We start from the raw sequence: 22,728 nt of genomic DNA, 5'->3' as shown, positions 1-22,728 counted from the left end.
ACAGCCATAGGGTCAGTGTTTTCATCGGAAACTCTCGAGGACGATTTTGCCCCGGGCCTTGCCGCTTTCGACCAAGGCATGGGCACTGCGCATATTCGCGGCATTGATAGCGCCGAAATGCGCACCCAGGGTGGTTTGCAAGATGCCCTGATCGATCAGTTGGGCAATTCGATTGAGCAGATGATGCTGCTTGACCATGTCCGGGGTTTCGAACAGCGAGCGAGTGAACATCAGCTCCCAGTGCAGGGATAAGGACTTGAGCTTGAGCGGCATCACATCAAGGCTGCGCGGATCATCGATCACCCCTAGGCGACCCTGCGGGCGTAGTACTTCGATCAATTGCGTCAGGTATTCCTCGGTATGCGTGAGGCTCACCACATGACTGACCTCCCCGACACCCAGTGCCTGCAACTGCTCCAGCAGCGGCTGGCCGTGGTCGATCACATGGTGCGCGCCCATACGTTTGACCCAGTCGACGCTCTCCGGACGCGAGGCAGTGCCGATCACCGTCATATCCGTCAATGTGCGCGCGAGTTGCACCAACATCGAACCCACCCCGCCCGCAGCGCCGACCACCAACAGTGCATCACCGGCGCCACCGCGCTCACTGACGCCCAAGCGATCAAACAACAATTCCCAGGCAGTGATCGAGGTCAGCGGCAGCGCAGCCGCGTGAGCAGCGCTCAACGACTGCGGCCTGTGCCCAACGATGCGTTCGTCAACCACCTGCAGTTCGCTGTAGCTGCCCGCACGGGTCAACGACCCGGCGTAGTACACCTTGTCGCCGGGCTTGAACAAACTCACCTCGCAGCCGACCTCACGCACTGTGCCGGCCGCGTCCCAGCCAAGGACTTTCGGCTCCCGGGCGAAGGTGCCGGCGCGGACTTTGGTGTCCACCGGGTTGACCGAAACCGCCTCGACTTCCACCAACAGATCCCTGCGACCGGGGACAGGCTGGGGGATGTTCACGTCTTGCAGGGAGCGCGGATCCTCGATGGGCAGACCGTGGTCGGTAAAGGTGATGGCTTTCATGGCAACTCATTAGTGATGGGGTTGCGCGCATCTTTACCTTTCCCACTACAAAGAAAAATCGACACAATGCAGCAACACTTTCACTTCTGGAGTGAAAATGATCCGTATCGATGATCTCGGGCTATTTCTGCGTAGCGCCGCCCTGGGCAGCTTTACCGCTGCGGCGGTCGAAGCCGACTTGCTGCCGGGGCAGGTCGCGGCCGCCATCAAGCGCCTGGAGCGGGAGCTGGAGGTGCGCCTGTTTACTCGCACCACACGCAGCCTGCGCCTGAGCGCTGAAGGCGAACAGTACTTGCCCACCGCTCGGTCAGTGCTCGAACACCTGGAGCAAGGCAGGGAAAACCTGCGCGGTGAGCATGCGCCGCTGCGCGGCACGCTACAGATCGCCGCACCGTCGGACCTGGGGCGCAATCTCCTGCTGCCGTGGCTCACGGAGTTTCGGCGCCTGCACCCTGCGTTGTGCGTGCGTTTTTTGCTCTCCGACCAAGTCAGCAACCTGTTTCGCGACCCGGTGGACGTGGCCATCCGCTACGGCTTTAACGAGGACGCCAATTACATAGCCCTGCCCCTGGTGCCATTGAACCGCCGGGTGCTGGTTGCGTCGCCGGACTATGTGGCGCGCCATGGCACGCCGTTGGTGCCTGACGATCTCCTGCGCCACACGTGCCTGCCCTACCTGCAAAACGGTCGCCTGCATGATCGCTGGCAACTTGGCGCGCAGACGGTGCAAGTCGCCGGACCGCTGTTCAGCGACGACGCCGACGTGGTGCGGCGCTGGGCACTGTCGGGTGAAGGTATCGCCTACAAATCCTGGCTGGATATCAGCGCCGATGTGCACGCCGGCCGGCTCATGGTGCTGATGCCTGATCACCCCGGCGATATTTACCCCCTGAGCTTCGCCTGCCCCCACCGAGGGCAGGTTTCGCGTGCCGTCACCCAGTTTCACCAGTGGTTGAGCGAACGGTTCAGCACCATCCCCCCTTTTGTCATGGATTAGAAAAGCAGTCGTTATTTATGCCCAATCAAACCATCAAGACACCCTGCGTCGGCCTGTGCTCCACCGTTTACGGAGACCTGGTATGCCGGGGCTGCAAGCGTTATCACCATGAGGTGATTCAGTGGAACGGCTACAACGCCGAGGAGAAACAGGCGGTGTGGCTGCGCCTGGAACACCTGCTGGTGCAGGTGATGACCAGCAAGCTGCAGGTGCTGGACCCGCAGCGCCTGCGCCAGCAACTGGAAGACCGCAAGATCCGTTTTGTGCCTCACCAGTCGCCGTATTGCTGGGCGTATCAGTTGATTGCCCGGGGTGCGCGGGTGATTTCGAAGCTGGATGCGTATGGGTTGGCGCTGTTGCCGGAGTTTCGCGAGGGGAATTTGACCGATTTGCGGGATGCGATTGACCGGGAGTTTTTTCTGTTGTCCGAGGCGCATTACGAACGGTATATCGCGCCGGGGTTTCTGCGGGAATCGTTTGGGCCGCCGTTGATCGCCACTTTCGGCTCGTAGCAGCTGTCGAGCTTAGGCGAGGCTGCGTTTGCGGTGTGTCTGATACACCGCTGACGCAGCCTCGCTAAGGCTCGTAGCAGCTGTCGAGCTCAGGCGAGGCTGCGTTTGCGGTGTGTCTGATACACCGCTGACGCAGCCTCGCCAAGGCTCGACAGCTGCTACGGAGTGGATCAGATTTTGTGCCTCTCCAGTCGCCGTATTGCTGGGCGTATCAGTTGATTGCCCGGGGTGCGCGGGTGATTTCGAAGCTGGATGCGTATGGGTTGGCGCTGTTGCCGGAGTTTCGCGAGGGGAATTTGACCGATTTGCGGGATGCGATTGACCGGGAGTTTTTTCTGTTGTCCGAGGCGCATTACGAGCGGTATATCGCGCCGGGGTTTCTGCGAGAATCGTTTGGGCCGCCGTTGATCGCCACTTTCGGCTCGTAGCAGCTGTCGAGCTCAGGCGAGGCTGCGTTTGCGGTGTGTCTGATACACCGCTGACGCAGCCTCGCTAAGGCTCGTAGCAGCTGTCGAGCTCAGGCGAGGCTGCGTTCGCGGTATGTCTGATACACCGCTGACGCAGCCTCGCTAAGGCTCGACAGCTGCTACGGGGGGGGATCAGAGTTTCCAGGGGGCTTCGCGATCGGTCTGCAATGCGTACCGCTCGATCGCCTGCTGACACACGCCCCGCTCCAGGCTCCCCTGCTCCGCCAACGCCGTCAGCGCAGCCAGCACGATGTGATGGCGGTCCACCTCGAAGAAATCCCGCAACGCGGCCCGGGTATCGCTGCGACCAAAACCATCCGTCCCCAGCACGGTGTACGCCGAATCCACGTACGACCCAATCATCTGCGGCACCGCCCTTACATAGTCAGACACCGCCACCACCGGTGCGCCCTTGGGCAAACAGTCCGCCAGGTGGCTGCGCCGCGCCGGCTGTTGCGGGTGCAGGCGGTTCCAGCGCTCCGCTTCACGGGCGTCCCGGGCCAGTTCGCTGAAGCTGGTGACACTGAAGACCTCAGCGTCAATCTGCCAATCGTCCGCCAGCAACTGCGCCGCTGCCTGGGCTTCACGCACCAGCGTGCCCGAGCCGAGCAGGCGAACCTTGCCATCGGGCTGCCCGCTGAGCCGGTACATGCCTTTGATGATCGCCGCTTCGACGCCTGCCGGCAGGCTCGGCTGCGGGTAGTTTTCGTTCATCAGGGTCACGTAGTAGAACTCGTCCACATCGTGCTCCAGCATCTGGCGCATGCCGTGGTCGAGGATCACCGCAAATTCGCCAGCGAACGCCGGGTCGTAGGCGCGGCAATTGGGCACGGTGGCCGCGGTCAGGTGGCTGCTGCCGTCCTGGTGCTGCAAGCCTTCGCCGCCCAGGGTGGTGCGCCCGGCAGTGGCGCCCAGCAGGAAGCCACGGGCACGCTGATCGGCCGCGGCCCAGATCAGATCGCCGACGCGCTGGAAACCGAACATCGAGTAGTAGATGTAAAACGGCAGCATCCGCAGGCCATGCACCGAATAACTGGTGGCTGCCGCGACCCAGGAGCTGATGGCGCTGGCTTCGCTGATGCCTTCTTCGAGGATCTGCCCGTCGGTGGCCTCGCGGTAGCTGAGGATCGAGCCGATGTCTTCCGGCTCGTAGCGCTGGCCGACACTGGAATAGATGCCGATCTGCTTGAACAGGTTGGCCATGCCGAAGGTGCGCGCTTCATCCGCGACGATGGGCACGATACGCGGGCCGAGGGCCTTGTCCTTGAGCAGGTTGGTGAGCATGCGCACAAAGGCCATGGTGGTGGACATTTCCTTGCCGTCCGCCTGGGTGGCAAACGCAGCGTAACCCGACACCGGCGGAACGCTCACCGCAGGCGCCTGCTGGCCACGGCTCGGCACATACCCGCCGAGGGTGGCACGGCGTTGGTGCAGGTAGCGCATTTCGAGGCTGTCTTCAGCCGGTTTGTAGAAGCTCAGGGACTCGGTCTGCTCATCCGACAGCGGCAACTGGAAGCGATTGCGGAAGGCGATCAACGCCTCGCGGTCGAGCTTCTTCTGCTGGTGAGTGGTCATCTTGCCCTGCCCGGCTTCACCCATGCCGAAGCCTTTTTTGGTCTGGGCCAGGATCACCGTGGGCTTGCCGGTGACCCGGCGTGCGGCGTGATAGGCGGCGTGGATCTTGACCATGTCATGGCCGCCGCGCTTGAGGCGGTCGATCTGCTCGTCGCTCATGCCTTCAACCAGTTTGGACAGCGCCTCGCTTTGGCCGAAGAAGTGCTCACGGTTGTAGGCGCCGTCCTTGGCGGCGAAGGTCTGGAACTGTCCGTCCACGGTCTGCGACAAGGTGCTCACCAGCGAGCCGTCAGCATCCTTAGCCAGCAAGGCATCCCAGTCCGAGCCCCAGACCAGCTTGATCACGTTCCAGCCGGCACCGGCGAACAAGGCTTCCAACTCGTCGATAATTCGCCCGTTGCCACGCACCGGGCCGTCGAGCCGTTGCAGGTTGCAGTTGACCACCCAGGTCAGGTTATCCAGGCCTTCACGGGCAGCCAGGGTCAGGGCCGACATGCTTTCCGGCTCGTCCATCTCGCCGTCGCCGAACACGCCCCATACGTGGCGGTCGGTGGTGTCCTGCAAGCCGCGATGCTGCAGGTAGCGCATAAACCGCGCCTGGAAAATCGAGCTGATGGGGCCAATGCCCATGGAACCGGTGGGAAATTGCCAGAAGTCCGGCATCAACCACGGATGGGGATAGCTGGACAGGCCACGGGCGCCCGCCTTGCCGGCGCCGATTTCCTGGCGATAGTGGGCCAGGTCAGCCTCGCTCAAACGCCCCTCAAGGAAGGCGCGGGCATAGATGCCCGGGGCGGAATGCGGCTGGTAGAACACCAGGTCACCGCCAAAACTGTCGTTGCGCGCACGGAAGAAGTGGTTGAAGCCCACTTCGAACAAATCGGCCGCGCTGGCGTAGCTGGCGATATGCCCGCCCAGTTCGCCATACGCCTGGTTGGCGCGCACCACCATGGCCAGGGCGTTCCAGCGCACCACGGAGGCCAGGCGCTCTTCGGTGGCCAGGTCGCCGGGGAACGGTGGTTGCTGCTCCACGGCGATGCTGTTGATATAGGGCGTGCCGTGCCGGGGTTTCCAGGCGATGTGCGGCGCGCCGCCGGCCTCTGCCAGCATGTCGAGGATCTCCTGCGCCCGCGCCGGCCCGGCGTTGGCTACCAGGGAGGCCAGGGCATCGCGCCATTCGGCCAGTTCTTCCTGGTCCATCGCTGTCTGACTCACTGCGTTCGCGAAACCGTTCATGGGCACCTCCGGGCTTTTTTTCCAGTTTATGTCGGCGCCAGGGGATTTTTTGACTGTTATACGCAGCCTCTCGCAGCCTTTTGAGCACAAATCACTGCCAATCGACGAATTCAAAGCACGTTGTGCTTGAAGCCCCGAAAACCCCGCAATTGTGTTTAAAATGCCGCCCGCTCAATGACCGACGCTGCCCGATGAACCCAGACGCACTCGCCACGCTGCACACCCACTTGCTGACCGCCCTGCAAACCGTCTCCACCGAGACCCGGCGCCTGTTTCACGGGCGTGGCCGCTGCTGGCCGGGCCTGGAGCAACTGACGGTGGATTGGCTGCAAGGTGTGGTGCTGGTCTCGCTGTTCAAGGAGCCTGACGCCGCGGAACTTGAAGCGTTGAAGCAGATGCTGGTGCATATCGACTGGTCGGCCTACGGCGCTCACACCGTGGCGCTGCAACACCGTTACCTGCCGCAAAGCACTACCGAGTGGCTGCTGGGCGAGGTCGTTGACGAACTGACCATTACCGAAGGCGGCCTGCGCTACCTCATCGACCTGGGCAAAAAACAGAACAGCGGGTTGTTCCTCGATATGCGTTATGGCCGCAACTGGGTGCGTGAACAGGCTCAAGGCCTGCGGGTGCTGAACCTGTTTGCCTACACCTGCGGCTTCTCAGTGGCCGCCATCGAAGGCGGCGCCGAGCATGTGGTGAACCTGGACATGGCCCGAGGCGCCCTGAGCCGGGGTCGCGACAATCACCGCCTGAACGGTCATGACCTGAGCAAGGTGACCTTCCTCGGCCACGACCTGTTCAAGTCCTGGGCCAAGGTCACCAACAGTGGCCCGTACGACCTGGTGATCATCGATCCGCCCTCGTTCCAGAAAGGCAGTTTCCTGCTGACCAAGGACTACCAGCGCGTACTGCGTCGCCTGCCGGATTTGCTCACGGCCCAGGGCACGGTGCTGGCGTGCATGAACGACCCGGCGTTCGGCGAAGACTTCCTGATCGACGGCGTAACCCGCGAAGCACCTGGCCTGCGCTTTGAGCAACGGCTGGAAAACCCGCCGGAATTTCCCGATATCGACCCGCAAAGCGGCTTAAAAGCGCTGGTGTTTCGCCAAGGCTGATGCCGAAACGTCCTACGCTTGCTACGCTTACCATTACGCCGGGTGGTGAACCTTATCCCACCCTTCCCGGTCGATACCTGCACACTCTGGCCAGATTCGACGGTGTTACCCCGTCGGCTGCCCTGTTTCACCTTTTGGAGAACGCCCCTGTGATATCGACCCTGCATGTAGCCCGTCTCAAGGCCTGGGGCGCCCACGGTTTTACCGCGACCGGCGTAGTACTGGCCTTCCTGGCCACCCTGGCACTGCTCGACAACCAGCCCAAGGCCTGCCTCTTGTGGCTGGGCCTGGCCCTGATCGTGGACGGGGTAGACGGCTCCCTCGCACGACGGGTGAACGTTCAAACGGTGCTGCCCAGCTTCGATGGCTCGGTATTGGACCTGGTGATTGATTACCTGACGTACGTGTTTATTCCGGCGCTGTTTATCTATCGCTATATCGCCCTGCCGGACTTCACCCCGTTGTTTACGGTGTCGGTGATTCTGGTGTCGTCGCTGTTCTGCTTCTGCAACGTCAACATGAAGAGCAAGGACAATTACTTCGTCGGCTTCCCCGCCGCATGGAACGTGGTGGCGCTGTGCGTCTATATCATCCAGCCGGAAGCCTGGGTCACCTTGCTCACCGTGATCGGCCTGGCGTTGCTGACCGTCACGCCGATGAAGTTCCTGCACCCGTTCCGGGTCAAGCGCTTCATGCCGCTCAATATCGCAGTGACCACCATCTGGCTGTTGTGCAGCCTGCTGCTGGTGATTGATTTCCCGTACACCAATCGCCTGACGCTGGGCCTGTGGTTGCTGATGTCGGCGTACTTCCTGGGGATCTGCATCTGGCGTACCGCACTGGAGTGGGTCGAAACACATAAATAGCCAAGCGGGCACGGTTGAAATGTGGGAGCGGGCTTGCTCGCGAATGCGCAGTGTCAGTCACCGGATAGAGTGGCTGATCCACCGCATTCGCGAGCAAGCCCGCTCCCACATTGGGAATGCATCCCGTGACGCTCTGCGTCACCCTCGCGGCAGCAGGACGCGGAGCGTCCAAGGCGGCATTCCCACGCGGAGCGTGGGAACGATCATAGTCGCAGGCCCACACGCTAATCGGTAAGATACCGGCCTTTCGCGCAGCCCTTGCTGCGCCCTGCCGATTAAGTCTTGCCCATGCCCTTCGAACTCAGCGTTGACCTCACCACCCTGGCGATCCTCGCCGTGGTTGCCTTTATCGCCGGTTTCATCGATGCCATCGCCGGCGGTGGCGGCCTGCTCACCACGCCTGCCCTGCTGACTGCCGGCATGCCGCCGCACCTGGTGCTGGGCACAAACAAACTCAGCTCCACCTTCGGCTCGGCCACCGCCAGCTTTACCTTCTACCGGCGCAAGCTGTTTCATCCGCGCCAGTGGGTGCATGCCATCGTCGGCACGCTGATCGGCGCACTCACCGGCGCCGTCGTCGCCCATTACCTGCCCGCCGAAACCCTGAACAAGATGCTCCCGGTGATTGTGTTCGGCTGCGGTTTGTATTTGCTGTTCGGCGGCACGCCCAAGGCGGCGCTGGATAACGACGCGCCGATCAAGAAGAAATGGCAATCCACCCAAGGCTTCGGCCTGGGTTTCTACGATGGCGTGGCCGGTCCTGGCACCGGGGCTTTCTGGACCGTGAGCACCATGCTGTTGCACCCCATCGACCTGGTAAAAGCCAGTGGCGTGGCGCGCAGCATGAACTTCGTCAGCAACGCGGCGGCGCTGACGGTGTTCATTTTCAATGGTTCGGTAGACTGGATTGTCGGCCTGTGCATGGGCGTGTCGGTGATGTGCGGTGCGTTCTTTGGCGCACGCAGCGCCATCAGCGGCGGCGCCAAGTTCATTCGCCCGGTGTTCATCACCGTCGTGCTCGGCCTGACGGTGCGCCTAGCCTGGCAGCACTGGTTCAGCGTGGCCTAAGCGACGGGCCAGGTAGAGGTCGATCAGGTAGCGCGCAATCGAGCGCGACGCCGGCAACGGCGGCAGTTCATGGATGTTGAACCACTGCGCGTCTTCGATTTCGTCGGCCTGGGGCACGATGTCGCCGCCGGCGTACTCGGCGTGAAAGCCCAGCATCATCGAGTGCGGGAACGGCCAGCATTGGCTGCCCATGTACTGAATGTTCTTGACCTCCACCTGCACTTCTTCACGCACTTCGCGAATCAGGCAGTCCTCGGCCGACTCACCCGGCTCGGCAAACCCCGCCAAGGTGCTGTAGACACCCGTGACAAAGCGCGGCGAACGGGCCAGCAGGATCTCGTCGCCACGGGTCACCAGCACGATCATGCTCGGCGAGATACGCGGGTAGCTGCGCAGGTCACAGGCCTGGCAGAACATCGCCCTCTCCCGTGGCACCTGCACCATCGCCTGGCCGCAGCTGCCGCAGAAGCGGTGTTCACGGGCCCAGGTGCCGATTTGCGCGGCGTAGCCGAGGACTTTGTACAGCGTGTGGTCGCCTTGCAGCATGAACGCCCGCAGGCCCTGCCAGCCGCAACCCGGTACATCGGCGGGGCTATTGAGCTCCAGCAGGTACACCGGCTCGCCGTCCAGATGGCCGATGCCATGCTCGGCAAACACCGAGAGGTCCTGGCGCTTGAGCCATTCCCGGGGAAACAGCGGGCCGTTCTGGTCGTGTAAAAAGCCTTCACGGCTGCGGGCCACGGCCCAGCCGCCCGGGGCGTCGTTGTCCAGCAGCGTTGTGGTAATCCAGCCTGGGGTCATGTTCAGTCAATCCACGAAGTCGGGTTTCTGCTTGCTCATATGGGCCGCGATGGCCACGCGCAGGTCGTTGGATTGCAACATAGCTGAGTTCCAGGTGGCAACGTATTCCAGGCCATCATTGATCGTGTGGTCACGCATGTAGCTGATCATCGCCTTGGTGCCGGTGACCGCGATCGGGGATTTGGCGGCAATTTCCCGGGCGATTTCCATAACTCCCGCCAACAGGCTCTGGTGATCGCTGTACACGCGATTCACCAGGCCGATGCTGCGGGCCTCTTCGGCACCGAATTGGCGGCCGGTGTAGGCCAGTTCGCGGAGCATGCCGTCGCCGACGATGCGCGGCAGGCGTTGCAGGGTGCCGACGTCGGCGGCCATGCCGATATCGATTTCCTTGATGGAGAATTGCGCGTCTTCGGCGGCGTAGCGCATGTCGCAGGCGCTGATCAGGTCGATGGCGCCGCCGATGCAGTAGCCGTGGATCGCCGCGAGTACCGGCTTGCGGCAGTTGTCGACCGCGTTGAAGGAAGCTTGCAGTTCGAGGATTTTGCGCCGCAGCAGGCGCGCGTTACGGCCTACGTCCTTGCCGAATTCATTGGCCACCGAGGCCAGCATCATCAGGTCGATGCCGGAGGAGAAATGCTTGCCGGCGCCGCTGATGACCACGGCTCGCACCGCGTCGGTGTCTTCGACCCATTGGAAGATATCGATGATCTCGGTCCAGAACGCCGCGTTCATCGCGTTGATCTTTTCCGGGCGGTTGAGCTGCACATGGGCGACGTTGCCGCTGAGTTCGACGACAAAGGCTTGGTATTCGGACATGGCAGTGATCCTTGACTGGCGGCTGTAATAAGGGCCGAACTATAACAAGGCACCGTGAGAGGGGGTAAGGCTGTGCAAACGCCAAATTCGGGACTGAGCTGGGCCTATGTGGCGAGGGAGCTTGCTCCCGCTGGGTTGCGCAGCAGCCCCAACCAAGGCAACGCATTTCTTCAGGCAGAATTCGATGGCTGGGTTTGGGGCCGCTTCGCGGCCCAGCGGGAGCAAGCTCCCTCGCCACAGGTTTGGCGCGATGGCATCATGATGTGGGCAGCCAGAGGCGGAAGCGTGCGCCACCCAATGGTGAAGCCTGGGCCGTCAATGTTCCGCCTTGGGCCTCCAGCGCCCGGCGGCTGATGGCCAAGCCCAGTCCAAACCCGCCGGTGGCGCGGTCACGGCTGCGGTCCAGACGGTAGAACGGCTCGAAGATCCGCTCCCGCTGGTCAACCGGGATGCCAATGCCGTCATCATCGACCCAGATCTCACAGCCCTTGGGGCACACCTTCACTCCCACCTGAATCCGTCGTTCGCAATAGCGCATGGCGTTGCGCAGCAGGTTTTGCAGGGCCCGGGCGGTCAGGCGCGGGTCCAGGGTGAAGCGTTCAACCGCGCAATCCAGCACCACGTCGATCACGATATCCGGGTTTTCCAGTTCATCGTCGACGCTGCCCAGGATGCTGTCGATGAACTCGTCAAGTACCACTTCCACCCGCTCGGGTGTATGTGCCGGGTTTTGCAGGCGGCTGTAAGACAGCAGCTCCAGCACCAGCTCATCCAGCTCACGAATGTGCGCCACCAGCCCTTGCAGCCGCTCGCGGCTGGCCGCTGGGAGGTCGTCGGACAGCGCGAGCGCCAGGCCGAAGTCCAGGCGCGTCAGTGGGGTACGCAGTTCATGGGAGACCGCATTGAGCAAATCGCGTTGTTGATTGAGCAGCTGTTCGATGTCGTTGGCCATGGTGTCGAACACCGCTGCCAGGCTGCCGATGTTGGAGCTGGGGGGGATTTTTGTGCGCGCCGCAAGGTTGCCTTGCCCCAGTTGCGCGGCGGTGTTTTTCAGGCGCTCCAGGTCGCGCCAGTGGGGCCGCAGCCAGAACAGCAGGCACGCCAGCAGCGCCGCTCCGATCAGCACGTTCATGCTCCAGTACAACAGGTTCATGTCCAGCGGGTCCGGCGGGACCGAGACCTTGACCACCAGTTGATCGTCCAGCGGCGAGCTGACGTCGTCCGCCCAGCCCCACTCGCCCAGGCGCACCACCATCTGGTCCTTTTCCAGCAGGCGCTGTTCTTCCGGGGTGTAGCTGGCGTCCTGGATGCGCAGCAGTTGCACCTTGAGCGGGGCAAAATCCGCCGACAGGCGCACGGTGACATTGGCCCACTGCTCCATGGGCACCCGCTGGTATTCCTTGACGATCAGGCTTTGCATCCCCCGGGACTGCTCGATGTTGTAGCTCATGTATCGGTGTTCAAACAGCTGGATCACCGCTCGGGGCACCAGGTAGATCGCAGCGGCGAAGGTAACGATGGTGATCAGGTACAGCCGAATCAGGACGCGAAACATGGCTCAGCATTCCCACTCGGAACGGCTGAACAGATAACCCTTGCCCCACACGGTCTTGATCTTGCGCGCCTCGCCCGCGTGGTCGTCGAACTTGCGCCGCAATTTGGAAATCGCCACGTCCACCGAACGGTCGGTGCCGTTGAATTCGATACCGCGCAGGCGTTGCAGGATCTGGTCGCGGCTGAGCACCTCGCCGGCGTGCCGGGCCAGCACCACCAGCAGGTTGTATTCACCGCTGGACAGCTCAACCGGCTGGTCGCGCCAGGTCACGGTGCGTTCCGACAGGTCGATGCACAGGTTGCCCATCAGGATCTGGTCGTTGGCCACCTGGGGTTCGGTGAGGCTGCTGCGGCGCAGCAAGGTCCGTACACGGGCGAGCAATACCCGCGGCTCGCAGGGTTTGGTGACGTAGTCGTCGGCGCCCATTTCCAGGCCCAGCACCTGGTCGTGGCTGTCGTCCCGGGCGGTGAGCATCAGGATCGGCAGCGTGGCCGAGTCGGCCCGCAGCAACCGGCAGACCTGCAGCCCGTCGAGGCCCGGCAGCATCAGGTCGAGGATCACCAGGTCCGGCGGATTGAGCCGCGCGCGCTCACGCACATGGTCGCCACGGCTGAGCACGCTGACGTGATAGCCGTTGCGTTCCAGGTAACTGGCGATTAATTCGGAGAGCGCGGCGTCGTCTTCCACCAGAAGAATGTTGGGCATGGTATTTCCAAATAATACAATTTCTGAGTAGTACGCAAATCCAATGTGGGAGCGGGCTTGCTCGCGAAAGCGGTGTGTCAGCCGCCGTATGCGTTAACTGAAACACCGCTTTCGCGAGCAAGCCCGCTCCCACATTTGATCTTCGGTGTCAGGAAGATCGTGTAAGGTTCGGCGGTTATGAAGGATATACGCCCGCGTGCATCTGTGGGCCGCACCTTACATTTCTTCACACACCACCTACAGAGCTTCACAGCACTGTGGCGGGGGCGACCGTAGGATGCGCCAGTCAATATTGGGATATGAGCATGTCGAAGAATCTATTTGCGCCGTTTTGCCTGTTGACCCTGACACTGGCGCTGAGCGCGTGTGGCAAGTCGGCGGACGAAGCTGCCGAGGCACCGCTGGCCAAGGTGCGGATCGAAACCCTTGAAGCCAAGCCCCTGTCCATCACCAGCGAGCTGAGCGGGCGCATTGCCGCGCCACGCATCGCCGAAGTGCGCGCCCGGGTGGCCGGCGTAGTGTTGCAGCGGGTGTTCAAGGAAGGTCACGACGTAAAACAGGGCGATGTGCTGTTCCGGATTGACCCGGCGCCGTTCAAGGCCGACCTCGACAGCGCCCAGGCCAGCCTGCGCAAGGCCGAGGCCAATGCGTTTCAGGCCCGCCTGCAAGAGCAGCGCTACAGCCAATTGGTGGAAGGCAACGCCATCAGCGGTCAGGAATACGACAACGCCCGCGCCGCCGCCCGGCAAACCGCGGCCGATGTCGCCGCCAACCAGGCCGCCGTACAGCGTGCCAAGTTGAACCTGGGCTATGCCACCGTCACTGCGCCGATTTCCGGACGCATCGGCCGCGCGCTGGTGACCGAAGGTGCCCTGGTGGGCCAGAACGAAGCCACGCCGATGGCGCTGATCCAGCAACTGGACCCGATCCACGCCGACCTGACCCAATCCACCCGCGAGCTGAACGACCTGCGCCGAGCCTTCCGCGCCGGGCACTTGAAGCAAGTCGGTCAGGACCAGGCCAAGGCCACGCTGATCCAGGATGACGGCAGCCTGTACCCGCTGCCGGGCAAGTTGCTGTTCGCCGAGATCAGCGTCGACCCGGGCACCGGGCAGATCATCTTGCGCAGCGAATTCCCCAACCCGGACCTCGACCTGCTGCCCGGCAGTTTTATCCGCGTACGCCTGGAGCAAGCCGTCGACCAGCAAGGCATCAGCGTGCCGCAACGGGCGATCACCCGCGACAGCGCCGGGATTCCGATGGTGTTGCTGCTGGACGCCGAGCAAACCGTGAGCCAGCAACCGGTGGAACTGGGCTCGGTAGTCAATGACCGCTGGGTGGTCAACAGCGGCCTCAAGGCCGGTGACCGTATCGTCGTCGAAGGCCTGCAACACGCCCGCCCTGGCGAGAAAGTCCAGGTTGACGACAGCCCCGCGCCCATCGCCCAGGCATCCGGCCAATAAGGATCGTTAAACATGCCGCAGTTCTTTATTGACCGCCCGATCTTCGCCTGGGTGGTCGCCCTGTTTATCCTGCTGGCCGGCGCCCTCGCCATCCCGCAGTTGCCAGTCGCGCAGTACCCCAACGTCGCGCCGCCGAAAGTCGAGATCTACGCCGTGTACCCGGGCGCCTCTGCGCAAACCCTGGACGAAAGCGTGGTCAGCCTGATCGAGCAAGAGCTTAACGGCGCCGATCACCTGCTGTATTTCGAATCCCAGAGCAGCCTCGGTTCGGCCACCATCACCGCCACCTTCCAGCCGGGCACCGACCCGGAGATGGCCCAGGTTGACGTGCAAAACCGCCTCAAGGCCGTGGAGCCGCGCCTGCCCCAAGCCGTGACGCAGCAAGGCTTGCAGGTGGAGAAAGTTTCCGCCGGCTTCCTGCTGCTGGTCACCCTGACCTCCAGCGACGGCAAGCTTGATGACGTAGCGCTCAGCGATTACCTGGCGCGCAACGTGATGAACGAACTCAAGCGCCTGGACGGCGTGGGCAAGGCTCAGCTGTACGGCGCCGAGCGCGCGATGCGGATCTGGATCGACCCGCAGAAATTGATCGGATTCAACCTGACCCCGGCGGACGTCAACGCGGCCATATCGGCGCAGAACGCCCAGGTGTCAGCGGGCAGCATCGGTGATTTGCCGGGTACCAAGACCCAGGAAATCACTGCGTCGATCCTGGTGAAAGGCCAGCTGTCGACCCCGGCCGAATTTGCCGACATCGTGCTCAAGGCCAACCCGGACGGCTCCACCGTGCGCGTTGGTGACGTGGCGCGGGTGGAAATCGGCAGCCAGGAATACCAGTTCTCCACCCGCCTGAACGGCAAGCCGTCCACCGCCGTCAGCGTGCAGCTGTCGCCGGGCGCCAACGCTTTGAGCACCGCGACTCTGGTGCGGGCGAAGATGGACGAACTGGCGCGCTACTTCCCGGCCAACGTCGAGTACAAGATCCCGTACGACACTTCGCCGTTCGTGAAGGTCTCGATCACCAAGGTGGTGTACACCCTGGGCGAGGCGATGCTGCTGGTGTTTGCGGTGATGTTCCTGTTCCTGCAAAACATCCGCTACACGCTGATCCCGACGCTGGTGGTGCCGATCGCCTTGATGGGTACATTCGCCACCATGCTGTTGCTGGGCTTCTCGATCAACGTGCTGACCATGTTCGGCATGGTGTTGGCCATCGGCATCCTGGTGGACGATGCGATTGTGGTGGTGGAGAACGTCGAGCGGATCATGGTCACCGAGGGCCTTTCGCCCAAAGAGGCTACGCGCAAGGCCATGGGCCAGATTACCGGCGCGATTGTCGGCATCACGCTGGTGCTGGTGGCAGTGTTCCTGCCGATGGCGTTCATGCCGGGTTCGGTGGGCGTGATCTATCAGCAGTTCTCGTTGTCGATGGCCACCTCGATCCTGTTCTCGGCATTCCTCGCCCTGACCTTGACCCCGGCCCTGTGCGCCACCTTGCTCAAGCCGATTGCCAAGGGCGAGCACCATGAGAAAGGTGGCTTTTTCGGCTGGTTCAACCGGCGCTTCGAGCAGTTCACCGACCGCTATGAAGGCTGGGTGGCCTATGCCCTCAAGCGCAGCGGGCGTTACCTGCTGATCTATCTGGTGTTGGTGGTGGGCCTGGGGGTGTTGTTCAGCCGCCTGCCCTCCTCGTTCCTGCCGGTGGAAGACCAGGGCTACACCATCACCGACATCCAGCTGCCGCCGGGTGCGAGCAAGAACCGCACGGTGCAGGTGGCCGAGCAGATCGAGGCGCATAACGCCGGCGAGCCGGGCGTGGGCGATACCACGATGATCATGGGCTTCAGCTTCTCCGGCTCGGGGCAGAACGCGGCGCTGGCATTTACCACGCTCAAGGATTGGTCGGAACGCAGCAGCAAGGATTCCGCCGCCGCCATTGCAGACCGTGCCAACGCGGCCTTTACCGAACTGAAGGATGCGATTGCCTATGCGATTTTGCCGCCGCCGGTGGATGGCCTGGGCACCTCCAGTGGTTTCGAGTTCCGCCTGCAGGACCGTGGTGGCGTGGGCCATGCCGCATTGATGGAGGCCCGTACCGAACTGCTGGCCGCTGCCGAGAAAAGCCCGATCCTGGCCAACGTGCGTGAAAGCGCCCTGGCCGAAGCTCCGCAAGTGCAGCTTGAGGTGGATCGCAAGCAGGCCAACGCCCTGGGCATTTCCTTTGCCGACATCGGCAATGTGCTGTCCTCGGCCATCGGTTCGGCCTATATCAACGACTTCCCCAACCAGGGCCGCATGCAGCGGGTGGTGGTGCAGGCCGAAGGTGATCAGCGCAGCCAGGTGGCCGACCTGATGAAGATCCACGTGCGCAACAACGCCGGGAAGATGGTGCCGCTGTCGGCCTTTGTCGAAGCGCGCTGGATCCAGGGCCCCGCTCAGTTGACCCGCTACAACGGTTACCCGGCTATCGCGATTTCCGGTGAATCGGCGCCGGGCCACAGTACGGGCGAGGCGATGGAAGAGATTCAGCGCCTGGTCAGCCAGTTACCTGCAGGCCTCGGCCAGGAATGGACCGGCCTGTCGTTGCAGGAACGGTTGTCCGGCTCCCAAGCACCGCTGTTGCTCGGCTTGTCGCTGCTGATCGTGTTCCTGTGCCTGGCGGCCTTGTATGAGAGCTGGTCGATTCCGACCTCGGTGCTGCTGGTGGTGCCCCTCGGCGTGCTCGGTGCGGTATTGGCCGTGAGCTTGCGCGGGATGCCCAACGATGTGTTCTTCAAGGTCGGCCTGATTACCATCATTGGGCTGTCGGCGAAAAACGCGATCCTGATCATCGAGTTCGCCAAGGATTTGTATGACCAGGGCGAAGACCTGATCGATGCCACGCTCAAGGCTGCACGCCTGCGTCTGCGGCCGATCATCATGACGTCCCTGGCGTTTATCCTCGGCGTGGTGCCGTTGGCGATCGCCACTGGCGCCAGCTCGGCGAGCCAGCAGGCCATCGGCACCGGGGTGATCGGCGGGATGATTACCGCGACGCTGGCAGTGGTGTTTGTGCCGGTGTTCTTCGTGGTGGTGATGAAGCTGGTGAAAAAGCGCCACAAAGACAGCTGAACAAAGGACTCAGGTGGGCTAAGGTAACGCAAACCCTGGCCCATCGAGTTCCCATGCCCTTCCTCGCCCGCACCCACCCTCGCCTGTCCTCCGCCGCCGTGTTGGGCCTGGCGGTGGGGCTCCTGGCTCCGGCCGATACCATCATCAGCAAAATCCTCATCGGTTGGAACGCGGGCGTCTGGACCTACCTGGTGCTGATGCTCTGGCTGACCAGCCATTCCCGCGCCGACGATGTAAAACGCATCGCCGAGATCGAGGACGAGAACGCCGGTCTGGTGCTGTTCATGGTGTGCATCGCGGCCATCGCCAGCCTGGCGACCATCACCTTTGAACTGGTGGGCAGCAAGGACCTGGACGCCACGACGCGCCTGTTGCACTACGGGTTTACCGGGCTGACGGTGATCGGTTCGTGGCTGCTGATCGGGGTGATTTTCAGCGTGCACTACGCGCGGCTGTATTACACCTGGGACGGCCCCGAGCCGGCGTTGCGTTTTGCCGAGGATTTGCGCACGCCCAATTACTGGGACTTCCTGTACTTCTCGTTCACCATCGGCGTGGCGGTGCAAACCGCGGACGTCGGGGTTGCCACGCGGACCATGCGCAAGGTGGTGCTGGGGCAATCGCTGATCGGGTTTCTGTTCAATACGGCGATACTGGGGTTCTCGATCAACATTGCCGCCGGGCTGTTTGGTTGAGCTGCACAAAACTTCTAGACGAGCGTCCGCCCGGGCGCGCTAACTGGCGACAACGTTTACCTGCCATCGGTGCTTTATGACCGCCCACAACTGGATCGACCTGTCCCAGGACGCCGACACCGGCATCGAGACCCTGCGTGCGCATTTCGAGGGCCATGCCTACGATCCGCACTGGCACGACAGCTACCTGGTGGGCGTCACAGAGCAAGGCGTGCAGCAATTCAATTGCCGCAGCACCCGGCACCAAAGCACACCTGGCAAGGTGTTTCTGCTGGAGCCAGGGGAAATCCATGACGGCCACGCCCCCACCGAAGCCGGATTTACCTACCGCATGTTGTACCTCGACCCGCAGTGGCTGCAGCGTGAAGTGGCGGCGGTGTTCGAGGAAGCCCCGGCCAACAGTCAGCTGGGGTTTGCCACCACCCTTGCCAGCGATCCACGCCTGGCGCTTGCCACCAGCCAGGCGTTTCAAAGCCTGCACAGCGGCGAACTGCGCATCGTGCGCCAGCGCGCCCTCGACCACTTGCTGGAGCGCCTGACCGGCCAGTTGCACTGGCGCCAGCGCTATCACCAGGACCCGCGCCTGCCTTTGGTGGCCCATAAGGCCCGCGAGTACCTGCACGCCCATCTGCATCAGGACGTCGGCATGGATGAGTTGGCCCTGGCGACCGGCGTAGACCGCTTCCGCCTGACCCGTGCCTTCAAGAGCGCCTTCGGCCTGCCGCCCCATGCCTATCTGGTGCAACTGCGCCTGGCCCGAGCTCGCCATTTGCTGGCCAAGGGCGAGCAACCTGCCGAGGTTGCCAGCAGCCTGGGCTTTGCCGACCAAAGCCATTTGGGCCGCTGGTTTGTGCGGGCCTACGGCATGACACCGGCGGCGTACCGCAAGCGCTGCTCAAATCTTCCAGACAGGTAGCAGGTCGCTTGTGAAGATTGACTCCATTGCCTTGCTGATTGGAGTCACACCCCATGTTCCCGACCCTGCTGCCCTTTCTGTTATTCGCCTTCGTCGCCTCCATCACTCCCGGCCCGACCAACATCCTGGTGCTGAGCAACAGCGCGCGTTATGGGCTCAAGGCTGCGCTGCCTATTGTGTTGGGTGCTTGCATGGGCGCGGCGGGGATTGTGTTACTGGTGGGCTCGGGCGTGGGCCAGTCGCTGGCGCAATTGCCCAGGGTGCAGGCCACGATGCAATGGGTGGGCGTGGCCTGGCTCAGCTATCTGGCCTGGCAGATCTACCGCGCCCCGGCCGACGCCATCGACCCGAACACCCGGCAAAAACGCCTGGGCCTGGTGGGTGCCGCCAGCCTGCAATGGGTCAACCCCAAGACCTGGATGATGGCCCTGGCGGTGGTCAGTGTGTTTGCCGGCAATGGCGACGAACGCCAGAGCCATGTGCTGTACCTGTCGTTGGCGTTTTTTATGATTTCGTTGCCGTGCCTGGGGGTGTGGGCGCTGCTGGGGATGGGGTCGAGCCGGGTGTTTCGCTCGGCCAAGGCCATGCGGCGTTTTAACCAAGGCATGGCGTTGTTGTTGTTCGGGTCCGCCTGGCTGAGCGTCTTGGCTGGCACCTAGAGAAAAAGCGACGAGTGGTTAGAAAACCTGTGAATTCTGACAGTTGTGGCGCAGGGCGTTAGGGCGCTGAATGAAGTCACCTTGTACCAACGACATTCACAGCACACCTCACTGATACTGTAGGAGAGTTTGATGATGAGTACTGCAACGGCCCCCGCCGCCAGGTCCACCCGAACCGCAACCAACGAACGCTTTTTCGAAGGAATCGTCGCAGGCAAGAAATTCAAGCCTCAGTTTTTTAGCCATGAACTGAAAAACGGGTTCTGGTTGGCTGAAGGCACGATGACTGGCTTACCGCCCGATCTGGCAGGTAGCGCTTCGCGCCTGGGGAAAACTCAAGGTTCAGATATTTTCAAACAAGTGATCATCTTCAGATACTCATACGACCGGGATCTATTACCCTCCGGGCGCTACACACTGAAAGAGGACGTAAGAGAAAATCGGTTTTCGATCATTAACATGACATACGATGAGCCCCCCACGCCTGCCTATAGCGCACATCGCGGGACCGTTGAGTTTTTCCATGACGTTGTCTCTAACCATGTCAGCGGCGTACTGGATGTTTATTTCTATGATGTCAGTGGTGCAGAGCGAGGACTGAATATTTCGTTCAGCCTTTGATCATGCGCTGCAAAAAAACGCCCCGAGTATCGGGGCGTTTTTATTGACCAGCCGCTTTACCAGCTATACCGCATGCCCACATTGGCCCCCCAAGGCTGGTCAACATGCTTGCCCTGGCCATAGTCGAAGTCGGCATGCAATTGCAGATGCTTGGACAACGATACGGCAACCCCTGCGCCCAGTTCTATGCGTGAACCCGACAAGTTGTTGTTGAACGTCTGATTGTTGACCAACACCGTATTGTTCTTGGCAAACTCATGGGCAACGGCGCCGCGCAGATACGGCTGTACCACACTGCCGTCATTCATTATGAAGTCACGCCCTACGGTCACGCCCAACTTGCCCAGCACCGAATCAGTGTTCTTGCCCTTGGCCTTGAGGCCATTGTCCAGGCTGTAGCTCTTGCCTTGTACGCTCACCAGCGATGCTTGCGCGAAAGGCTCGACAAAGAAATCATCATCCAGCCTGATATGACGGCCTACTTCGGCAGAAGCGCCCAGCGCATTGGTGTTGTAATTGCCCTTGGTTTGCGTGCCGTCGCTCAACCCTACTTTCGATGAGTTCTGCAGGCGGTTAGCCTTGACCACGCCATCGAAGTAGTAACCGCTGTCTTCATCCACCCACGTTGCATACAGACCGGCGTAGTAGCTTTTGACTTCACCCGACGTACCCCGGTTGAGGTCCAGGTCGGAGTTACTGTGACCGGCCATCACCCCCAGCAACCAACCATCACCGACAGGTGCGTCCGCGCCCAGGGAGAAACCACGCTGAATCTGCTGGTAACCGCCAGCCGCGCCGCCCGATACTTCGTACTTGTTGCCATACGCACGCAGCCAGCCACCGGACTCGGCGCCATTGTGGCGTAATTCACCCATACGGCTGCGCAACGAGGACATCTCGCCATACCACACGGTCGGTGCCGTGTTGAACAAGGCCAGCACCGAACGGGTGCCCGGGCTGACGGTGCGGTTATTTGGGTCGAGGAACCAGTCGGTACCGTCTTGGCGAAGCCCGTAGGACCAGGCCCCCACATCAACCGAACCGCCTACCAGCTCGAACTGTGCGTCACCGCCCCCGGTGTGCACCACATGGACGTCGCCCGGGTTGAGGGGTTCCACGCCGCTGCTGGCAAGCAACAAATTGTGATGACCGGATGCATTGCCGGTAATGTTGAGAAAGTCGGTCAGGCCCTGTGCGAAGTCGGTGCCCATTACAAAAGTACCCTGGCCAGAGAGGCTTCCCAGGTCCAGTTGATAGAACGCATCACCTTCACCGAACTTGATCATGCCATCCGACAAGTTCAGCGCACCGACCTGGCTGTTGCCGGTCATGACCCACATCGACTGATCACCGATCTGCAACGAGGACACGTTGTCCATACGGCCAGTCAAGGACGCAAAATTGTTCAGTTGCAGGTGGGCGGCACTCCCGGCTTCGACCACGACATCGCCTTGCAACTGGCTGTTATCGACCTGCATATTGGCGGTTGAGCCACCTTTGACTTCCAGCAGGTTGCCGTTGCCGCCTATAAGCGTCGAGCCGTTACGTACCTGAATGTCGGCGACCGCGCCCTGCCCCCGCGCGCCCTGCACAAGCAGGGCCGCACCGGTGGTACCGGTGACTCGGGTTTGATCCAGTACCAAAGTGTTCGCATTGGGTATACGGCGATCAACCGACATCTCAATGCCGTTAAGACCGCCGGTAATATTGCTGCGCAAAGCACGGGCGGTTGCACTTTCCAGGCTCAGGCCGAAGCTGCCCTCGTGTACACCGATCACTTCGCTTTGCAGCAAATCCAGCGAGCTGTTGCCCGTGAGCGCCGCGCCACCGGTAGCACCGGAGATCACGCTATCGGACACGACCGCCGTGGAGCCGTTTGTGTCAGGCGTGAACCGACCGACCAACAGGCCAAGGTGGTCCGCGCTGGAGATCACACTCCCCTGGATCAGGGCATTGCTGCTGAACAAGGAAATACCGTTATTGAGCGCCCCTGAAGCGGTCACCCGGCTATTGGCCACGTTTACACTGGAGCCTCGTTGGGCTACCACGGTACCGAGGAGGGTGCTGCGGTCGGTGACGTTCAGCGTGGACGCGTCGGCATAGACATCCCGCGTAAACGTGCTGTTGACGTTAAGCGTGGCGTTGCGCAACTCAAACGAATCAATGTGTTCACCATGCCCTATGGTGTAGGTCTCATTTTCAATCAGCCTGGCTTGGGCGTGAGGTGCCAGGACCAAAACGGACACGACGCAAGGGACCTGCATCATTGCAACTAAAGGCTTTAACTTAAACGCAGTATTGATCTTCACAAGAAACCACTCTCTCAACAGAGGCTCCACGGCGGAACCGTCCAGCCTGTTTCCGGAGGGATGGAATCAGGCCATTCAAGGGTCGCAAAGCTACCGTTGAGTGCTAACTGTTGATGTAGGACTTATCTGAATGGTTTGAATGGCAAGTCGTGGGCACGCGGGGGAAAACGGCTTAAATTCAAGAGGCGCCGGGACGCCCCTTG

Annotated in this window: 18 protein-coding genes and 1 pseudogene; 12 read left to right on the top strand and 7 right to left on the bottom strand. The window is 61.8% G+C overall.

What is annotated here, in order from left to right:
- Positions 1-21: 21 nt before the first annotated feature.
- Positions 22-1,032, bottom strand: a complete 1,011-nt coding sequence (locus tag NVB75_RS00570) for a zinc-binding alcohol dehydrogenase family protein (RefSeq protein ID WP_258345343.1) — start codon at positions 1,030-1,032, stop codon at positions 22-24.
- A gap of 97 nt (positions 1,033-1,129) precedes the next feature.
- Here NVB75_RS00570 and NVB75_RS00565 point away from each other — a divergent pair, with 97 nt between their 5' ends.
- The 3 genes and pseudogenes from NVB75_RS00565 to NVB75_RS00555 all read left to right on the top strand — a co-directional run.
- Positions 1,130-2,029 (top strand): LysR substrate-binding domain-containing protein, encoded by a 900-nt coding sequence (locus tag NVB75_RS00565; RefSeq protein ID WP_258345342.1) that lies wholly within the window; start codon positions 1,130-1,132, stop codon positions 2,027-2,029.
- Between the two features lie 17 nt (positions 2,030-2,046).
- Positions 2,047-2,541, top strand: a complete 495-nt coding sequence (locus NVB75_RS00560; protein ID WP_258345337.1) for a DUF1289 domain-containing protein — start codon at positions 2,047-2,049, stop codon at positions 2,539-2,541.
- 176 nt (positions 2,542-2,717) lie between these two features.
- Positions 2,718-2,969: pseudogene (locus tag NVB75_RS00555) on the top strand (DUF1289 domain-containing protein); the annotation flags it as partial.
- A 171-nt stretch (positions 2,970-3,140) separates the two neighbouring features.
- Here NVB75_RS00555 and mdeB read toward each other — a convergent pair.
- Positions 3,141-5,819: an alpha-ketoglutarate dehydrogenase gene (mdeB, locus tag NVB75_RS00550; protein WP_258345336.1), complete on the bottom strand. Its 2,679-nt coding sequence runs from the start codon at positions 5,817-5,819 to the stop codon at positions 3,141-3,143.
- A gap of 191 nt (positions 5,820-6,010) precedes the next feature.
- On the opposite strand from mdeB, the gene NVB75_RS00545 reads away from it, so the two are divergent.
- The 3 genes from NVB75_RS00545 to NVB75_RS00535 all read left to right on the top strand — a co-directional run bounded on the left by NVB75_RS00545 (position 6,011) and on the right by NVB75_RS00535 (position 8,871).
- Complete coding sequence (locus NVB75_RS00545; protein WP_258345334.1) at positions 6,011-6,937, top strand: class I SAM-dependent methyltransferase; 927 nt, start codon at positions 6,011-6,013, stop codon at positions 6,935-6,937.
- Between the two features lie 149 nt (positions 6,938-7,086).
- Positions 7,087-7,803 (top strand): phosphatidylcholine synthase, encoded by a 717-nt coding sequence (gene pcsA, locus NVB75_RS00540; protein WP_258345333.1) that lies wholly within the window; start codon positions 7,087-7,089, stop codon positions 7,801-7,803.
- A 288-nt stretch (positions 7,804-8,091) separates the two neighbouring features.
- Positions 8,092-8,871: a TSUP family transporter gene (locus NVB75_RS00535; protein ID WP_169388171.1), complete on the top strand. Its 780-nt coding sequence runs from the start codon at positions 8,092-8,094 to the stop codon at positions 8,869-8,871.
- Here the strand turns inward: NVB75_RS00535 and nudC are convergent.
- The 4 genes from nudC to NVB75_RS00515 form a co-directional block, all read right to left on the bottom strand.
- On the bottom strand, positions 8,839-9,672 hold the full coding sequence (nudC, locus tag NVB75_RS00530) for an NAD(+) diphosphatase (protein WP_008430294.1): 834 nt from the start codon (positions 9,670-9,672) through the stop codon (positions 8,839-8,841). The genes NVB75_RS00535 and nudC overlap by 33 nt on opposite strands.
- A gap of 6 nt (positions 9,673-9,678) precedes the next feature.
- Complete coding sequence (locus NVB75_RS00525; RefSeq protein WP_258345330.1) at positions 9,679-10,491, bottom strand: crotonase/enoyl-CoA hydratase family protein; 813 nt, start codon at positions 10,489-10,491, stop codon at positions 9,679-9,681.
- Positions 10,492-10,747: 256 nt separating this feature from the next.
- Positions 10,748-12,046: an ATP-binding protein gene (locus NVB75_RS00520; protein WP_258345329.1), complete on the bottom strand. Its 1,299-nt coding sequence runs from the start codon at positions 12,044-12,046 to the stop codon at positions 10,748-10,750.
- A 3-nt stretch (positions 12,047-12,049) separates the two neighbouring features.
- Positions 12,050-12,751 carry a response regulator transcription factor gene (locus tag NVB75_RS00515; RefSeq protein ID WP_003214048.1) on the bottom strand — a complete coding sequence of 234 codons (702 nt, stop codon included), beginning with the start codon at positions 12,749-12,751 and terminating at the stop codon, positions 12,050-12,052.
- A 305-nt stretch (positions 12,752-13,056) separates the two neighbouring features.
- Between NVB75_RS00515 and NVB75_RS00510 the strand changes: the two genes are divergently transcribed.
- The 6 genes from NVB75_RS00510 to NVB75_RS00485 all read left to right on the top strand — a co-directional run bounded on the left by NVB75_RS00510 (position 13,057) and on the right by NVB75_RS00485 (position 20,216).
- Entirely contained in the window at positions 13,057-14,214 is a 1,158-nt protein-coding gene (locus NVB75_RS00510; RefSeq protein ID WP_258345328.1) for an efflux RND transporter periplasmic adaptor subunit, read from the top strand.
- A 12-nt stretch (positions 14,215-14,226) separates the two neighbouring features.
- Positions 14,227-17,325 carry an efflux RND transporter permease subunit gene (locus NVB75_RS00505; protein WP_258345327.1) on the top strand — a complete coding sequence of 1,033 codons (3,099 nt, stop codon included), beginning with the start codon at positions 14,227-14,229 and terminating at the stop codon, positions 17,323-17,325.
- A gap of 53 nt (positions 17,326-17,378) precedes the next feature.
- Positions 17,379-18,020 (top strand): DUF1345 domain-containing protein, encoded by a 642-nt coding sequence (locus tag NVB75_RS00500; protein WP_076016534.1) that lies wholly within the window; start codon positions 17,379-17,381, stop codon positions 18,018-18,020.
- A 76-nt stretch (positions 18,021-18,096) separates the two neighbouring features.
- Positions 18,097-18,936, top strand: a complete 840-nt coding sequence (locus tag NVB75_RS00495; protein ID WP_063029552.1) for an AraC family transcriptional regulator — start codon at positions 18,097-18,099, stop codon at positions 18,934-18,936.
- Between the two features lie 53 nt (positions 18,937-18,989).
- Positions 18,990-19,595, top strand: coding sequence for a LysE family translocator (locus tag NVB75_RS00490; RefSeq protein WP_258345325.1), 606 nt, complete (start codon positions 18,990-18,992; stop codon positions 19,593-19,595).
- Positions 19,596-19,727: 132 nt separating this feature from the next.
- Positions 19,728-20,216: a hypothetical protein gene (locus tag NVB75_RS00485; RefSeq protein WP_258345324.1), complete on the top strand. Its 489-nt coding sequence runs from the start codon at positions 19,728-19,730 to the stop codon at positions 20,214-20,216.
- Between the two features lie 56 nt (positions 20,217-20,272).
- Here the strand turns inward: NVB75_RS00485 and NVB75_RS00480 are convergent, their stop codons facing one another.
- On the bottom strand, positions 20,273-22,480 hold the full coding sequence (locus NVB75_RS00480; RefSeq protein ID WP_375378923.1) for an autotransporter outer membrane beta-barrel domain-containing protein: 2,208 nt from the start codon (positions 22,478-22,480) through the stop codon (positions 20,273-20,275).
- Between the last annotated feature and the right edge of the window lie 248 nt (positions 22,481-22,728).

The sequence above is a fragment of the Pseudomonas sp. CBS genome, from assembly GCF_024734645.1.
Taxonomy (GTDB): Bacteria; Pseudomonadota; Gammaproteobacteria; order Pseudomonadales; family Pseudomonadaceae; genus Aquipseudomonas.
The sequence above is the reverse complement of the archived record's forward strand: the minus strand, read 5'-3'. Positions and strand labels throughout refer to the sequence as shown.

Coding starts and splice junctions, on each gene's coding strand:
- NVB75_RS00505 (WP_258345327.1), top strand. CDS start 14,227: ATGCCGCAGTTCTTTATTGACCGCCCGATCTTCGCCTGGGTGGTCGCC.
- NVB75_RS00490 (WP_258345325.1), top strand. CDS start 18,990: ATGTTCCCGACCCTGCTGCCCTTTCTGTTATTCGCCTTCGTCGCCTCC.
- NVB75_RS00480 (WP_375378923.1), bottom strand. CDS start 22,480: ATGCAGGTCCCTTGCGTCGTGTCCGTTTTGGTCCTGGCACCTCACGCC.
- NVB75_RS00570 (WP_258345343.1), bottom strand. CDS start 1,032: ATGAAAGCCATCACCTTTACCGACCACGGTCTGCCCATCGAGGATCCG.
- NVB75_RS00565 (WP_258345342.1), top strand. CDS start 1,130: ATGATCCGTATCGATGATCTCGGGCTATTTCTGCGTAGCGCCGCCCTG.
- NVB75_RS00520 (WP_258345329.1), bottom strand. CDS start 12,046: ATGTTTCGCGTCCTGATTCGGCTGTACCTGATCACCATCGTTACCTTC.
- nudC (WP_008430294.1), bottom strand. CDS start 9,672: ATGACCCCAGGCTGGATTACCACAACGCTGCTGGACAACGACGCCCCG.
- NVB75_RS00500 (WP_076016534.1), top strand. CDS start 17,379: ATGCCCTTCCTCGCCCGCACCCACCCTCGCCTGTCCTCCGCCGCCGTG.
- NVB75_RS00535 (WP_169388171.1), top strand. CDS start 8,092: ATGCCCTTCGAACTCAGCGTTGACCTCACCACCCTGGCGATCCTCGCC.
- NVB75_RS00485 (WP_258345324.1), top strand. CDS start 19,728: ATGATGAGTACTGCAACGGCCCCCGCCGCCAGGTCCACCCGAACCGCA.
- NVB75_RS00545 (WP_258345334.1), top strand. CDS start 6,011: ATGAACCCAGACGCACTCGCCACGCTGCACACCCACTTGCTGACCGCC.
- NVB75_RS00495 (WP_063029552.1), top strand. CDS start 18,097: ATGACCGCCCACAACTGGATCGACCTGTCCCAGGACGCCGACACCGGC.
- NVB75_RS00515 (WP_003214048.1), bottom strand. CDS start 12,751: ATGCCCAACATTCTTCTGGTGGAAGACGACGCCGCGCTCTCCGAATTA.
- mdeB (WP_258345336.1), bottom strand. CDS start 5,819: ATGAACGGTTTCGCGAACGCAGTGAGTCAGACAGCGATGGACCAGGAA.
- NVB75_RS00510 (WP_258345328.1), top strand. CDS start 13,057: ATGTCGAAGAATCTATTTGCGCCGTTTTGCCTGTTGACCCTGACACTG.
- NVB75_RS00525 (WP_258345330.1), bottom strand. CDS start 10,491: ATGTCCGAATACCAAGCCTTTGTCGTCGAACTCAGCGGCAACGTCGCC.
- NVB75_RS00560 (WP_258345337.1), top strand. CDS start 2,047: ATGCCCAATCAAACCATCAAGACACCCTGCGTCGGCCTGTGCTCCACC.